Below are 15837 nucleotides of genomic sequence, written 5' to 3'. Positions count from 1 at the left end.
CCCTTGGCGTTTTTTATGCTTGAAACAGGATGCGGCGTTTTGCTGAATCGGGATCACTTTCGACAGCGGTATCCGTGTTGAAAAGCAAAGTTTTGCGTGAATCGGTATCATATTCAGGCCAATTGAAGTGAGAGGTGTTCGGGTTTCCGGTTTTTGCAAAAGCGAGCCATGCGGATTGGATTTGTTTGGAAAGCTGTTCTGCGTCATCACCGAGCGGTTCTTGCAGCGTCTTTCTCAAAGAATCAAAGTTTCCGAACACAAACGGCAATTCCAGAGCGTGAACGGCTTTATGAAACGGCGGTGTTTCGCCATGCCAATCAAAGCGGTACATCCAGACCGGTGCGTGCTGCGACTGTCCTTGTGCGAAAGCGACAGCCGGCCGCCAGAAAATCAGATCCGTCATCATATCGATTTGTCCCTTTAATGAATGCGGATATAAATCTGCTGCTTGCTCGGTGCAGTTCTCTCCGAGGTAATAATGCAAATAATCTTGCTGCTTTTTCTCGGAATGAATGTCTGTATCAGGGGTGAAAAACAAATATGCTTCATCACGATTGGTTCCGATGATCATAGGTATGCCTTCTGCGGCCCCGTCTGCTATGGCTTTCACCGGTTCCGCAGGCAATGTGGCCGGATCGATGGCGGGCTGAAACAAAAGCTGAAAAATGTTTTGATCTAGTGAGCGCCGCACTTTATCCGCAGTCTTAAGCAGGTCATTAACGGAAAGCTCCTGCAATTGATCAGTGCCGGCTTCATGAATAAATGCCGCCGCGATGTCTTTTGCCATGTCCGCCGGGATCGTATGAGAGGCGCCGCTTTCTAAAATGGCTTTATGAAACAGGCCTTTTGCGTCAGGCATTGCCATAAGGGAGGCGATGCTCATGCCGCCTGCCGATTCACCAAATATCGTGACGTTATCCGGGTCTCCTCCAAATTCGGAGATATTGTCCCTCACCCAGCGCAGCGCGGCGATCTGATCGAGCAGCCCGATATTGGCGGAATACGCGTCATGAATAGAAGACAAATGTAAAAAGCCGAATGGTCCGAGCCTGTAATTGAGTGTCACTATAATGACATCTCCGTCAGCGGCAAGGGCAGATCCGTCGTAAAGCGGTTCGCTTCCGGCACCTAAATAAAATGCCCCGCCGTGTATCCATACCATGACAGGCTTTTTTTCGCCCTCTGAATCGGGGGCGAAAACATTGAGGTAAAGGCAATCTTCAGATTGAGGCGGTACATCTCCGGAAAACGATATAGACAGCATATCATCCGGCTGCGGACAAACCGGTCCGAACGAATCGGCATGTTTTACGCCGTCCCAAGGTGCGGGCGGCTCCGGCGCTTTAAATCTGAGCTCTCCGACGGGCGGCTTCGCGTACGGTATGCCCTTCCATATGCGGGCACCGCGGCCGGCAGTTCCTTTCAGTGCGCCGGAGCGGGTTTGAACGGTAAGTTTTGTCATGATTTCATCCCCTTTTTTCTTTTCATTATAAACAGAGATGAAGACATGAAGCGAATAAAAGCCTTTTCATCAGCATATCATCAGTAACGCTTCCGTTCTAAAAATGATCTGACTTCCTGAACGGACAAGCCGAGTTCTTTGGCTTCCTGCATCAGCGCTTTCCATTCCTCAATGTTGGATTCAGTCAGTTTTCTGTTGCGGTAGGGTGCGGGCTCCGGGCGTTTTTCAGTCAGTTTGTTCGTAAAGGTGAACAGTTCTTCTTTCGGCATGCCCGACTGCACGGCCTGCACAAGGTGGATGCGCCACTCATCTTCCGTGCCTCCCATGTGATGCAGCATCGTTTCGGCATCAAAAAGCTCCGTCAGATCGACCTGCAGGGTGGCAGATACCTTTTTCAGAAATTGGATGGACGGATTTGAGTGAACCCCCCGTTCTATCTTGCTTAAATAAGATTTAGAGACACCTGCTTCAACTGCTAGCTGATTAATAGAGTAGCCTTTTCTTCTGCGGTATAAACGAATTATTCTTCCAATCATTGTGCTGAATTCTCCCCTGTATACTGGCATTTTTTGTTCATTATAAGAAATTTTTCGTTCTTTATAAAATTTAAAATTATAAGGTAAGTGCAGTAAATAAGAGGAAAATCATGATAATGTTCTTTAAAAAGAACTAAATGGCTTAATTTGAAATTTTCAAATTTCGACCTTTTCTTTTATAATCCAATCATTAACAGAAGGGGGCGTTTAAGCCTGATGCAATAAGGATGAGGCTGTAATTACATGAATGAGAATATGAGTTTTAAAGAATTATTTGACATTATTAAACACAGATTTTTACTGATTTTTATCATGACAGCAGTTGTAACGCTGGTGACGGGATACATCCAATTCCGGGTGATTTCGCCCGTTTATCAGTCATCGACCCAAGTGCTCATTCATGAAACAAGCGGTGAAAAAAATTCTAATCTCAGCGACGTTCAGCTGAATCTTCATTACAACAATACGTTTCAAACGATAATGAAAAGCCCGGTTGTGCTTGAGAAAGTGAAGCAGACGCTGCATCTTTCTGAGACGGCATCCGCTTTAAAAGCAAAGATCACGACAAGCAGCGAAACCGATTCAGAGATCATTACCGTAGCGGTGCAGGACGAGAATCCGAAACAGGCCGCCGCTATAGCGAACACGCTGATGAAGACATTTAAAAAAGAAGTCCGTGACAGGATGAATATAAAAGGCGTCATTGTTTTGTCTGAGGCAAAAGCATCGGAAAGCCCGATGGTCAAGCCTTCGCGCATCAGGAATATCATGATGGCGTTCGGTGCGGCTCTCATGGCGGGTGTGACGCTTGCGTTTTTTCTCCACTTTCTTGATGAAACCGTTAAAAGCGAGCGGCAGCTCAGCGAAAAAACAGACTTGCCTGTTTTAGGGGTTGTGTATGACATCAAAAATCAGCAGACACGGTCTGATGAAAAACATTTCGGGGAGTGAGGCGTTTGGGATTCAGAAAAAAGAAATCAAGAAGGGGACTGGCTCAAATATCCGTTTTACATCACAAATCATTGGTGGCTGAACAATACCGCACCATTCGGACAAATATTGAGTTCTCCTCTGTTCAGACCCATTTGCGCTCTATTCTCGTCACTTCTTCCGTTCCGGGAGAAGGAAAATCATTCAGCGCCGCCAACCTTGCCGCGGTATTTGCGCAGCAGGAAAAAAAGGTGCTGCTCGTCGATGCGGATTTACGAAAACCGACGATACACGAGACCTATCAGCTTGAAAATGTACAAGGCCTTACGAATGTGTTAGTCGGAAACGCTTCCCTCGGCGAAACGGTGCAAAAAACGCTGATTGATAACCTTTACGTCTTAACGAGCGGGCCGACGCCGCCGAATCCGGCTGAGCTTTTATCTTCAAAGGCGATGGGAGAGCTGATTCAGGAGATGTACAGCCGGTACAGTCTGGTTATTTTCGATTCACCTCCGCTTTTGGCTGTGGCGGACGGACAGATTTTAGCGAACCAGACAGATGGAAGCGTTCTCGTCGTCTTGAGCGGAAAAACGAAAATGGATACCGTCCAAAAGGCGAGAGACGCGCTCCAGCAGTCAAAGGCAAAGCTTTTGGGGGCGCTGCTGAATAAAAAGAAAATCAAAAAAACGGAGCACTACTCGTATTGAGCGGTGCAGGTGATGTCTCCTTACCTTTATCAACGGAGGCACTCGGCTCTGCTGTGGGCGGCGTTTTTCGCCGCCTTAGATGCTGGTCGTCGGTGGCGGGGTGTGAGGACGGGTTAAATGCCCAATTTTATCTTAAGATGATGCATTGTTATCGGCTTAGCTGTTATGTCTGTTTTTACGAAAACCGTATCAGCTAAACCGATAAATGAGGAGGGGAAAGATTGACTTACCGGAGAAGACTTTCAATGATTTTTGCATTGGATACGTATCTCGTTTTACTTTCCGTTGTTATAGGATATCAATTTTTTGAGGATTCTTATCACTTTTATGACTCCGGAGCGTTGCTGCTGACTGCCGTGAGCATGCTGATCAGCCATCATGTATGCGCTTTTATGTTTCACCAGTATAAGCAGGTATGGACGTACACGGGAATAGGAGAGCTGCTTGATCTGCTGAAGGGGATCACGCTGTCCGCAGCTGTGACAGCCGCCGTCCAATACGGGGTGTTCCACACGATTTTGTTCCGGCTGTTGGCCGTCAGCTGGATGGTTCAGCTATTGTTCATCGGAGGAAGCCGGATGATTTCACGGGTGCTGAAAGAAACGATCGGCAGGAAGCAAAATGACTCTTCCAGGGCGCTGATCATCGGCGCAGGTGCGGGGGGGACGCTGCTCGTCCGTCAGCTTACCCAGAAAAACGATCTCGGAATCATGCCTGTGGCTTTTATTGATGATGATCAGACGAAGCATAAGCTCGAAATCATGGGCCTGCCCGTCATCGGCGGAAAAGAAAGCATTATGCCGGCAGTGCAGAGGCTGAGAATTCACCATATTATCATTGCCATTCCGTCTCTTTGCACCCATGAGCTTCAGACGTTATACAAAGAATGTGTGCAGACGGGCGCCCATATTAAAATCATGCCGCAATTTGATGAGATCCTGCTCGGAACGCAGGCTGCCGGACACATCAGAGATGTAAAAGCCGAAGATCTGCTCGGCAGAAAGCCGGTCACCCTTGATACGAGCAAAATTTCTGACAGCATCAAGGGAAAAACGATTCTGGTCACGGGCGCCGGCGGCTCAATCGGTTCTGAGATCTGCCGCCAGATCAGCGCGTTTCTTCCGCGGGAAATCGTCCTTCTCGGCCACGGGGAGAACAGCATTCATTCCGTACATACCGAGCTGTCCGCACGCTTCGGCAAAGAGGTGCTCTTTCACGCGGAGATCGCCGATATTCAGGACAGAGATAAAATCTTTACCTTGATGAAAAAATACGAGCCGCACGTCGTCTATCATGCGGCTGCCCATAAACATGTGCCGTTAATGGAACATAATCCCGAAGAAGCCGTTAAAAACAACATTATCGGCACGAAAAATGTCGCCGAAGCCGCCGACATGTGCGGAACGGAAACATTCGTGCTGATTTCTTCTGACAAAGCGGTCAATCCGGCCAATGTCATGGGGGCGACGAAACGGTTTGCAGAAATGGTCATCATGAACCTCGGAAAGGTCAGCCGCACCAAATTCGCCGCCGTCCGTTTCGGAAATGTGCTCGGAAGCCGCGGCAGCGTCATTCCAATTTTCAAAAAGCAGATTGAAAAAGGCGGACCCGTCACCGTCACGCATCCGGCGATGACAAGATATTTTATGACGATCCCCGAAGCGTCAAGACTCGTCATTCAGGCGGGAGCGCTTGCAAAAGGGCGGCAGATTTTCGTTCTGGATATGGGAGAACCCGTCAAAATCGTCGATCTGGCCAAAAACCTGATTCATTTATCAGGCTATACGACAGAACAGATTCCCATCGAATTCTCCGGCATCCGCCCGGGAGAAAAGATGTATGAAGAATTGCTGAATCATAATGAAGTACATACGGAGCAGATTTTTCCGAAAATCCATATCGGGAAAGCGGTGGACGGGAATTGGGCCGTGCTCATCCGTTTTATGGAGGAATTCAGCCGTCTGCCTGAAGAAGAGCTGAGAAAAAGGCTATTTGAGGCAATCGAATCAGTACATGAAGAAGCGGCCGCAGGCGTGTGATGGGAGGACAGAAAGATGACGAAAAAAGTATTATTCTGCGCCACTGTCGATTATCATTTTAAAGCCTTTCATCTTCCGTATTTTCAATGGTTTCAGGATATGGGCTGGGAGGTGCACGTCGCGGCAGGCGGCAATATGAATCTTCCGTTCGTTGATGAAAAGTTTTCCATTCCGATCCGGCGCTCGCCGTTTCATCCCGAAAATCTTTCTGTTTACAGGCGGCTGAAACGGATCATTCAGGACAACGGCTACGACATGATTCACTGTCATACGCCGGTCGGCGGCGTGCTTGCACGCCTTGCGGCGAGACAAGCGCGCCAAAAAGGGACAAAGGTGCTGTACACCGCGCACGGCTTTCACTTCTGCGACGGAGCGCCCCTGAAAAACTGGCTTCTTTATTACCCGATCGAAAAATTTCTTTCTTCTTACACGGATTGTTTAATTACGATTAATGAAGAGGATTACGAACGGGCCAAGCAAATGAAAAAAACAGCTTGCGGCGCGAAAAAAATACACGGCATCGGGGTGAATACAGACAGGTTTCGCCCTGTGAGCCGGGAAGAGAGTGAACGTCTGAGAGAAAAACACGGCTTCGGCGCCGGGGAATTTATTCTCGTATACCCCGCTGAATTAAACGGCAATAAAAACCAAGGACTTCTCATTGAGACTGCGGCACTGCTGAAGAACCGCATCCCGGAGCTGAAACTCGTATTTGCCGGAGAAGGCGTGATGGAAGCGCCGTACAGAAAAAAGGCTGAATCACTCGGTGTATCCGACATGGTGCGGTTTTACGGTTTTTGCCGCGATATTCATGAACTGATTCAGCTTGCCGATCTGTCTGTCGCCTCAAGCATCCGCGAAGGGCTCGGCATGAATCTGCTTGAAGGAATGGCTGCCGAAAAGCCGGCCGTTGCCGCGGACAACAGGGGGCACCGTGAGATCATCGAAGACGGTGTGAACGGTTTTCTCGTGCCGGCCGGGGACAGCGCGGCGTTTGCCGATCGGATTGAAAAGCTGTACCGCTCCCCGTGTCTGCGAAGAGCAATGGGACAAGAAGGGCGCAGGACGGCGGAATGTTTTTCGGAAACACGTACGGTAAAGGAAATGGCGCACATTTACGCCGGTTATATGGATAAAAAGGAGAAAAGCGTATGAATGCAGGAGCACAACCGAAAATTTCCGTCATCATGGGAATTTATAATTGCGAAGAGACTTTAGCGGAGAGTATTGAATCCATCCTGAGCCAATCTTATAAGAATTGGGAACTGATTATGTGTGATGACGCGTCAACTGACGGAACGTATCAGATTGCGCGCCGTTACGCGGATCATTACGGCGACCGGATTACGCTGATTCAAAATAAGACAAATCAACGGCTTGCCGCTTCGCTTAACCGCTGTCTGACATACGCAACGGGGGATTATATCGCCAGGCAGGACGGTGATGACATCTCCAACCCGAGGAGACTGGAAAAACAGGCCGCTTTCTTAAACAAGCACGCCCACTATCAAGTCGTAGGCACGGGGATGCTCGTATTTGACGAATTCGGTGTAAGGGGCGCCCGGCTTTTGCCGCCCGTGCCGAAACCGGGAATTATGGCGAAAGGCACACCATTCTGCCACGGCACCATTATGATGCGGGCCGAAGCGTACAAAGCGCTTGGCGGCTACCGGTCAGTCAGGCGGACGCGGCGGATGGAGGATATCGATTTGTGGCTGCGCTTTTTTGAAGCGGGTTTCCGGGGGTACAATCTTCAAGAAACGCTGTATAAAGTCAGAGAGGACAGCGATGCGTTTAAAAGGAGATCGTTTACGTATTCCATTGATAACGCGGTCCTCGTTTTTCAGGCATGCAGACGGCTGAAGCTGCCGCTTTCCCATTACGCGTATATCGCAAAACCGCTCATCCGCGCCATTACGCCGCCCGCGGTCATGAACCGTTATCATAAAAACAGGGACATCCGCCAAAAAGAAGGGCTTGCCGAACATGACTGACAAACCGATGCGGGTGCTGCACATCTTCAGCGGGATGAACAGGGGCGGCGCAGAAACGATGATGATGAATTTGTACCGGAAGATGGACAGAACGAAGGTGCAGTTTGATTTTTTAACCCATAGGAACGATCCGTGCGCTTATGATGAGGAAATTCTTGCTCTCGGCGGACGGCTTTTTTATGTGCCGAGCATCGGCAGCACAAACCCGATTACATTTGTGAAACAGGTCAAGCGGGTGATTCAGGAAAAAGGCCCGTTTGCCGCCGTGCACGCCCATACCGATTTTCAGTCGGGATTCATCGCGCTTGCCGCTCGTTTAGCCGGCGTCCCGGTGCGGATCTGCCATTCGCACAGTACGTCGTGGCGGGGGCGGGCGTCGCGGCTTGCCGGGATGCAGCTGTTTGTTTTCAGACGGCTGATCACGGCAAACGCCACGGCACTGTGCGCCTGCGGAAAAGACGCGGGCCGTTTCTTATTCGGGAAAGAAAAAGACGTGCATCTTTTGCCGAACGGCATTGATCTCGGCTTATTTGCCGGCGGGTGCGCGGACACAGAAGCTGAAAAAAGGAAGCGGGGCATTGCAGTCGGCCGTTTGGTGATCGGCCATATCGGCCGCTTTACAGAAGAAAAAAACCACGAATTTCTGCTCCGGCTGGCCGCTGATATGAAAGAGCGGGGCATCGGTTTACAGCTGATTCTCGCCGGAGACGGTCCGCTTCGCACCGATATGGAAAATCTGGCGGCGAAGCTGGGGCTTGATGATGATGTGCGTTTTATCGGCATAGAAGACCGCGTTCATGCCCTGCTGAAAACGCTGGATGTATTTGTCATGCCGTCTCTTTATGAAGGGCTGCCCGTCACGCTCGTTGAAGCGCAGGCCTCCGGGGTGCCGTGCGTGATATCAGACGGCATAACGGAAGAAGCCGATGCCGGGCTCGGGCTGGTCAAAAGGCTCAGCCTCAAAGAACCGCCCGGACAATGGGCATCCGCGGTTTTACGGGCAGCAGAGGCGGCAAAGCCTGACGGGGCGCGCATTAAAGAAACCCTCAGACGGCAGGGATATGACGCGGGAGAAAATGCGGGGGCTGTTATGAAGCTTTACAATATGAATTGGAAAAAGGAACAGTAACGAATGATTGTATATGTAGTCAATATGGGAATTGTTTATATTTGGTCATGGTTCGCGAAAATGTGCGGCGGGCGTGATCAATCGCTTTCGACCGGATACCGGCCGAATCAGCTCGTCATGATCGTTCCGCTGCTATCGCTCGTATTGGTCTCCGGCTTGCGCTACAGAGTCGGGACGGATTTTCAGACGTACGCGCTGATGTACAAGCTGGCGGGAAATTACGGAAGCATTTGGGAGATCTTCGGGTTCGGAGCGAAAAAAGCAGCCGTTGATCCGGGGTTTACGGCTCTCATCTGGCTCATGAATTTTATCACGAAAGATCCGCAAATCATGTATTTCACCGTGGCGGTCGTGACGTGCAGCTTTATTTTAAAGGGGCTCGTTGAGTTCGGCCGTCCGTTTGAGCTGAGTGTGTTTTTGTTTTTGGGCACGTATCACTATTACGCTTCCTTTAACGGGATCAGGCAGTATATGGTGGCGGCCGTTTTGTTTTGGGCCGTCCGCTACGTGATCAGCGGAAGCTGGAAGCGTTATATGTCAATCGTGCTGCTGTGTTCGCTTTTTCATTCCTCAGCGCTGATTATGATTCCGGTTTATTTTCTCGTCAGAAAAAGAGCCTGGTCGCCCGCGATTTTCGGACTGTCGGCATTGTTTCTTCTTATGACGTTTCTGTATCAGAAGTTCATTTCGCTGTTTGTCGTCGTGCTGGAAAACAGCTCGTACGGCCATTATGAGAAATGGCTGATGACCAATACGAATGGGATGAACGTCGTAAAAATCGCGGTGCTGCTTCTGCCGCTGTTTTTGGCTTTCTGCTATCGGGAGCGGCTGCGGAAGCTCTGGCCCGACATTGATGTCATCGTGAATTTCTGTCTGCTCGGCTTGCTCTTCGGTCTTTTGGCGACAAAGGATGTTATTTTCGCCCGGTTTAATATATATTTCGGCCTGTACCAAATGATCCTGATCCCTTATTTTGTGAGGATTTTTGATGAAAAATCAAATGCGCTGATTTATATCGCCATTATTGTCTGTTATTTTCTTTACAGTTACTTGCTTATGCCGGTCGATTCGTCTGTGCTTCCGTACAGAACGATTTTTTCCCGGTAATGGATATTGGAGGTTTATATGGAAACACCCGCGGTCAGTTTATTAATTGCTGTGTATAATACGGAAACTTATTTAGAAAGATGCTTAGATTCATTGCTCAATCAGTCGCTCGCCAATATTGAAATCGTGGCTGTTAATGACGGGTCAACGGATCAAAGCCCGGCGATTCTTGAAACCTATCAGAAGCGGGATGAGAGAATCCGGGTCATTCATCAGCAAAACCGGGGGCTCGGCGCAGTCCGCAACAAGGGGATCGAGGCGGCGCGCGGCGAATTTATCGCTTTTATTGATGCGGACGACTGGGTTGAACCTGATTATTGCCTGCGCATGTATGAAAAAGCGAAGGCTGATCAGGCTGATCTCGTGATTTGCGAATATGCGGCCGAATTTGCGGATACGGGGAAAACCGCCGTTTCAACGATCGCTTCAGCGTACGCGGGCCGCCCGAAACAATGGTACCTGAAAGATTTATTTGAAGGAAGAGTCAGCGGTTTTTCATGGAACAAGCTGTACAAAAGAACCATGATCGAGCATCATCAGCTGCGCTTTCCGCTTCGTGATGAGCTGGAGCACGTGGAGGATCAGTACTTCAGCCTCCGGGCGCATGTTTTCGCAGGTGCGGTCTCGTACGTGGATCAGCCGCTCTATCATTATCGGATTCACTTGACTTCCATTGTGCAAAGCTATCAGAAAAAGCTGTTTGACTCAGGTCTCGTTCTCTATCGGCTGAACGAGGCTTTTTTGCGTGAAAACGGCTGCTTACAGGAATACCGGCAGGAGCTGGATTTTTTCATCGTTCAGCACGGAACAGTCTGCCTGCTGAATGAATGGAAGCGGAATAATGGCGGCCGGTTTTCTGAGAAGTGGAAGAATATCAGCCGGATATGCGCTGATCCCGTGTTTCGCCTGAGCCTTTCCAAAACCGGAACGGCGCCGTTTGACGCTAAACGCTCATGCCTTCTGCTTTTGGCGAAGCTGAAGCTGATTCCGTTCGTGTCGCTGGCATCAGCCGCGTATCAGCGGGCAATCGAGTACAAAATGAAAATCAGAGGGTGAAGACATGTCGATACAATCTTTAAAAATCAATCTCGCGGAATGGCTGTTGCTTAAGGTCAAATACCCGTCCCAATTTCATTTCGGAACGTCAGCGGATGGGGCGGGGCTTACAGCGGCTAGAAAAAAGATCATTCTGACGCTGCTCCCGTCCCACGATAATCTCGGCGATCACGCCATCGCCTACGCAAGCAAAACGTTTCTTGAACGGGAGTATCCCGATTTTGACATTGTCGAGGTGGATATGAAGGATATATACAGATCCGCAAAAGCGCTGATCAAAAAGCGCCACCCCGATGATATGGTATTCATCATCGGCGGCGGGAACATGGGGGATTTGTACCGGTATGAGGAATGGACGCGCCGCTTTATCATAAAAACATTCCGGCAATATCGGATCGTTCAGCTTCCGGCGACAGCTCATTTTTCTGAATCAAAAAAGGGACGGAAGGAACTGAAGCGCGCCCGAAAAGTGTACAATGCGCATCCCGACCTTTTGTTAATGGCGAGAGATGAGACGACGTATCAATGGATGAAGCGTCATTTTCCCGGAAAAACAGTGCTCAAACAGCCTGACATGGTCTTATATTTGGATAAAAGCGAGCGGCGCATCCCGCGGGAAGGGATCTACCTCTGTTTACGGGAGGATAAGGAGAGTGCGCTGACGGCTGAGGACAGAACGATGGTTAAAGAAGCTTTGGCAAAAGAGTACGGCGAGCTGCATTCCTTTACGACGACGGTCGGCCGGAGGGTCAGCCGCCATACACGCGAAAAGGAGCTGGAAGAGCTTTGGAATACGCTGAAAGGCGCGGAAGCCGTCGTCACTGACAGGCTTCACGGGATGATTTTTTGTGCGCTGACGAAAACGCCTTGTGTCGTCATTCGTTCGTTTGATCATAAAGTGATGGAAGGCTATCAATGGCTGAAAAACATACCGAACATGACATTGCTTGAACGTCCAGACCCTGAAGCCGTAACGTCCGCCGTAAACCGGCTGCTCAGCGGCAAGCATGAGGAAGGCGGTTCTTTGCGCAGTGTTTATTTTGCCGGGCTGCGCTCGAAAATCAGCGGTGATGCCCAATGACCGCGCCGCTTGTGAGCGTGATCGTGCCGATGTATAAGACAGAGCCTTTTATGAAAGAATGCGCGGTTTCTTTAACAAAACAGACGCTGAGAGACATCGAAATCATTTTCGTCAATGACGGTTCACCGGATCAGTCAGGCCGGATTGCTGAACAATTCGCCGCAGAAGATGCGAGAATCCGGGTGATTCATAAAGAAAACGGCGGTCTCAGCTCGGCCCGCAATGCCGGAATAAAAGCCGCCCGCGGCCGTTATATCGGTTTTGCGGACGGCGATGACTATGTGACGGAAACGATGTTCGAGCGGCTTTATGAAGAAGCGGAGAAGAACCGGCTGGATATCGCCGGCTGCGGTTATTATAAGGAAACGCCGTCTAAGAAACGAACGTATATGCCGCCGTCCCTTCCGCCGGGCCGCGTCTTCACAGCGGATGAAATGACTGCATTGCTGACCCGCGCGCACGAACATCGGTTTATTTGGTATGTGTGGCGCTATATATACCGGCGAGAATCTTTGCAAGGGCTGTTGTTCCATGAAGATATCCGGTTTGCCGAAGACTCTCCGTTTAATTTGGCAGCGTTCCGCCAAGCCGCGCGTGTCAAAGTGATAGACGAAGGGCTGTATATCTACCGGGAAAATCCGCAAAGTCTCACAGAAACACCGTTTAAGCCCCACTTAGATCAAGAACTGCAAAAGCAATATAAAGCGAAAATGGCTTTTTATGAGGAAAACGGGCTGACGGCCGCCTGCCGGAGCGATATCGATACATATTTGTGCAAGCATCAGATTCCGATGCTGATCGCCAACGCATGCGCCGCCCCGCAGCCGTCACATCAGATTACGGCGCACATCGGCAGAATCTTAACGTATGACATGGTAAAAACTGCGGTGCGCAGGACGCCGTGCCGCCATAAACAGCTGCTGGCGGGGGAGCGCGTGGTGCTCGGCCTGTGCAAAATGCGCCTTCCTCTTCTTCTGCATGCGTTTTTCGAACGGAAATCGAAAGAGAAAGGCAGTGCGGAAGGAGCATGAAATTTGCCATTAATTTCGGCGCCAATGTGACGGCGTTTTTACTATCGGTGTTTTTATCAGTGTGGATGACGCCCTTTATTGTGAAAACATTAGGTGTGGAGGCTTTTGGATTTGTCCATCTGACACAGAATATCATTAACTATTTCTCTATTATTACCGTTGCGCTGAGCTCTGTCGTTGTGAGGTTTTTCTCCGTCGCCGCCCACAGGGGGAACAGGGATGAGGCCAATGCGTATGTAAGCAATTATTTAGCCGCGTCTGTCGTGACATCTCTATTACTCGCTGTGCCGCTCGCCGGGACGGCTTTTTTTATTGACAAGATTATGAATGTGCCGGCCGGGCTCTTAACGGATGTGAGGCTGTCTATCGTAATCGGCAGCGTGCTGTTTATGCTGACGTTTTTTATGGCGGGTTTCGCGACGGGGCCGTTTTTTGCCAACAAGCTTTATATCACAAGCTCCATTCAGGCCGTGCAAATGCTGGTCAGGGTGCTGTGTGTGCTCGCTCTGTTTACGTGCCTGCCGCCGAAAATCTGGCAGATCCAGCTTTCGGCATTAGCGGGAGCCGTCTGTGCGGCCGTGCTGACTTTTTTCTTCTTTAAGAAATTGATTCCGTGGTTTTCTTTCAGCCGTAAAACCTTGTCATTACAGACGAGCAAAGTGCTGTTTTCGGCCGGTGCCTGGAGCTCTGTCAACCAGATCGGCGTGCTGCTGTTTCTGCAGATTGACCTCATGACGGCCAACCTCGTGCTGGGGCCGTCTGAGGCGGGTGTCTATGCGGCGATTATTCAATTCCCGCTTCTGCTCAGAAGTCTTGCAGGGACGCTTGCTTCCCTGTTTGCGCCGGTTTTGACTTCCTATTACTCAAAAGGAGATATGGAAGGTCTCCTGTCTTACGCCAATAAGGCTGTGCGGATGAACGGGCTTCTGCTCGCGCTTCCCGCCGCATTATTAGGAGGGCTTGCCGAACCGTTTCTGGCGATTTGGCTGGGCCCGTCGTTTGTGCAGACGGCGCCGCTTTTATACATTCACGCCGGGTATTTGGCGGTCAGTCTCTCTGTCATGCCGCTTTTTTACGTATGGACGGCTTTTAATAAACAAAAAACGCCCGCCGTCGTTACTTTATGTTTAGGCGGACTGAATGTCATATTGGCCGTGGTTCTCAGCGGACCGGCACATCTCGGGCTGTACGGCATCACCATCGCCGGTGCAGTCTCTCTCATTTTGAAAAATGCCGTCTTCACGCCGCTGTATGTTTCGCATATTACGGGCTTTCAGAAAACCGCGTTTTACAAAGGCATGTTCGGCCCGTTGGCGGCGGCCGTATTTGCCTGGGCTGTCTGCCGGGGTATCCGGCTGTTTTCACCGCTTGACAGCTGGGCCGGCCTGATCGCCGCGGGGCTTGCCGTATGCATGAGCTATGCCGCATTCGCTTTTTTCTTCATTTGTACGAAAGAAGAAAGGCGGCTTGCTTTACAGAAATGCCGAAAAGTGAAAGGAGCTGTTCAGATTTGAAGGCGAAACGTGTATTTGATATAGCGGCCGCGATGTTGTTATTGTGCGGCGCGAGCGTCATCCTTCTCTTCGCCATGGCAGCCGTCAGATGCGCCATCGGGTCTCCGGTATTGTTCAAACAGACGAGACCGGGGCATAACGGTCGTCCGTTTACGTTGTATAAACTCAGAACGATGACGGATGCGCGTGATGAAAACGGTGTGCTGCTTCCGGATCATCTCCGTCTGACCAAAACGGGAAGGCTGATCAGAAAACTGAGCATCGATGAGCTTCCCCAGCTTTTTAATGTGCTCAAAGGAGATATCAGTCTTGTCGGCCCCCGCCCTTTGCTGATGGATTATCTGCCGCTTTACACGGCGGAGCAGGCGCGGCGCCACGAGGTGAAGCCGGGGATTACGGGCTGGGCGCAGATTAACGGGAGAAACGCGATTTCATGGGAGGAAAAATTCAAGCTCGACGTGTGGTACGTCGACAACCGCACATTTCTTCTCGACTTAAAGATTCTGCTTTTAACAGTGAAAAAAGTTCTCGTGTCAGAAGGCATACATCAAGCCGGCCATGTGACGGCAAAGCGCTTCACAGGCAGCGGAGATATGTCATCGTGAAAAAGGTCGTGCTGATCGGAAACGGCGGACACGGAAAAGTCGTGAAGGAAATCGTGCAGGCCCGTTCCGATATGGAGCTTGCGGGCATATTGGATGACGGATTCAGCGGTTTTGCCGTTCGGAACGGTTTATATACGGGCCGGACGAAAGACGTGCCCATGCTTCGGAAACTCGTCCCCGAGGCCGTATTCACGATATGCATCGGCCGCAACGGCGTCAGAAAGCAGCTTGCTGAAACGCTTGGGCTTGAAGATGACGATTATGCCGCACTCATTCACCCCGGGGCGATCGTCAGTGAAACGGCTTCCGTCGGACACGGAACGGTTGTGATGGCGGGCGCCGTCATTCAGGCGGGCGCTGACATCGGCGCCCATTGCATCATCAATACGGGGGCGGTTGCCGATCATGACAATACAATCGGAGATTACGTCCATCTTTCACCGCGCGCGGCGCTTGCCGGCGGAGTGAAAGTCGGGGAAGGAACGCACCTCGGAATCGGCGCGTCCGTCATACCGCAGATTGACATCGGCCCTTGGTCCGTTATCGGCGCGGGGGCTGCGGTCATCAGCCGGATTCCCGGCCATGTGACGGCGGTCGGCGTTCCGGCCCGCGTCATCTCCCCTATCCATAATGAAAAAGGATGATT

15 protein-coding genes are annotated in these 15837 nt (G+C 50.5%); 13 read left to right on the top strand and 2 right to left on the bottom strand.

What is annotated here, in order from left to right; all coding sequences use genetic code 11:
- Positions 1-13: 13 nt before the first annotated feature.
- Together NYE36_RS17570 and NYE36_RS17565 are read right to left on the bottom strand one after the other, a co-directional pair.
- Positions 14-1462, bottom strand: a complete 1449-nt coding sequence (locus NYE36_RS17570; protein WP_094032511.1) for a carboxylesterase/lipase family protein — start codon at positions 1460-1462, stop codon at positions 14-16.
- An 80-nt stretch (positions 1463-1542) separates the two neighbouring features.
- Entirely contained in the window at positions 1543-1998 is a 456-nt protein-coding gene (locus NYE36_RS17565; RefSeq protein WP_003151541.1) for a helix-turn-helix domain-containing protein, read from the bottom strand.
- 243 nt (positions 1999-2241) lie between these two features.
- Here NYE36_RS17565 and NYE36_RS17560 point away from each other — a divergent pair, with 243 nt between their 5' ends.
- The 13 genes from NYE36_RS17560 (at position 2242) to NYE36_RS17500 (ending at position 15835) form a co-directional block, all read left to right on the top strand.
- Positions 2242-2949: a Wzz/FepE/Etk N-terminal domain-containing protein gene (locus tag NYE36_RS17560; protein ID WP_031378299.1), complete on the top strand. Its 708-nt coding sequence runs from the start codon at positions 2242-2244 to the stop codon at positions 2947-2949.
- Between the two features lie 5 nt (positions 2950-2954).
- Positions 2955-3635: a CpsD/CapB family tyrosine-protein kinase gene (locus NYE36_RS17555; protein WP_007407393.1), complete on the top strand. Its 681-nt coding sequence runs from the start codon at positions 2955-2957 to the stop codon at positions 3633-3635.
- A gap of 221 nt (positions 3636-3856) precedes the next feature.
- On the top strand, positions 3857-5674 hold the full coding sequence (locus NYE36_RS17550; RefSeq protein WP_020954329.1) for a polysaccharide biosynthesis protein: 1818 nt from the start codon (positions 3857-3859) through the stop codon (positions 5672-5674).
- Between the two features lie 15 nt (positions 5675-5689).
- A complete protein-coding gene (locus tag NYE36_RS17545) occupies positions 5690-6829 on the top strand; it encodes a glycosyltransferase family 4 protein (RefSeq protein ID WP_069007623.1) in 1140 nt (379 codons plus the stop codon).
- A complete protein-coding gene (locus NYE36_RS17540) occupies positions 6826-7668 on the top strand; it encodes a glycosyltransferase family 2 protein (RefSeq protein ID WP_012118512.1) in 843 nt (280 codons plus the stop codon). Before NYE36_RS17545 ends, NYE36_RS17540 begins: the two co-directional genes overlap by 4 nt.
- On the top strand, positions 7661-8797 hold the full coding sequence (locus NYE36_RS17535; RefSeq protein WP_069007624.1) for a glycosyltransferase family 1 protein: 1137 nt from the start codon (positions 7661-7663) through the stop codon (positions 8795-8797). The genes NYE36_RS17540 and NYE36_RS17535 overlap by 8 nt, the downstream gene beginning before the upstream one ends.
- 3 nt (positions 8798-8800) lie before the next feature.
- Positions 8801-9904, top strand: coding sequence for an EpsG family protein (locus NYE36_RS17530; RefSeq protein WP_007613926.1), 1104 nt, complete (start codon positions 8801-8803; stop codon positions 9902-9904).
- A gap of 18 nt (positions 9905-9922) precedes the next feature.
- Entirely contained in the window at positions 9923-10960 is a 1038-nt protein-coding gene (locus NYE36_RS17525; protein WP_047936226.1) for a glycosyltransferase family 2 protein, read from the top strand.
- Between the two features lie 4 nt (positions 10961-10964).
- Positions 10965-12041, top strand: coding sequence for a polysaccharide pyruvyl transferase family protein (locus NYE36_RS17520; RefSeq protein WP_039063683.1), 1077 nt, complete (start codon positions 10965-10967; stop codon positions 12039-12041).
- Entirely contained in the window at positions 12038-13072 is a 1035-nt protein-coding gene (locus NYE36_RS17515; protein WP_047936225.1) for a glycosyltransferase, read from the top strand. Before NYE36_RS17520 ends, NYE36_RS17515 begins: the two co-directional genes overlap by 4 nt.
- Positions 13069-14586 carry an MATE family efflux transporter gene (locus tag NYE36_RS17510; protein ID WP_047936224.1) on the top strand — a complete coding sequence of 506 codons (1518 nt, stop codon included), beginning with the start codon at positions 13069-13071 and terminating at the stop codon, positions 14584-14586. Before NYE36_RS17515 ends, NYE36_RS17510 begins: the two co-directional genes overlap by 4 nt.
- Positions 14583-15191, top strand: coding sequence for a sugar transferase (locus tag NYE36_RS17505; protein ID WP_012118505.1), 609 nt, complete (start codon positions 14583-14585; stop codon positions 15189-15191). Before NYE36_RS17510 ends, NYE36_RS17505 begins: the two co-directional genes overlap by 4 nt.
- The gene (locus tag NYE36_RS17500; RefSeq protein WP_327997512.1) at positions 15188-15835 is read left to right on the top strand and encodes an acetyltransferase; all 648 of its coding nucleotides are present in this window, start codon (positions 15188-15190) and stop codon (positions 15833-15835) included. The genes NYE36_RS17505 and NYE36_RS17500 overlap by 4 nt, the downstream gene beginning before the upstream one ends.
- Positions 15836-15837: the final 2 nt, after the last annotated feature.

Source organism: Bacillus sp. FSL R5-0593 (genome assembly GCF_038603755.1).
In the GTDB taxonomy this organism is placed as follows: domain Bacteria; phylum Bacillota; class Bacilli; order Bacillales; family Bacillaceae; genus Bacillus; species Bacillus velezensis.
This window is presented reverse-complemented; position numbering and strand designations above follow the sequence as displayed.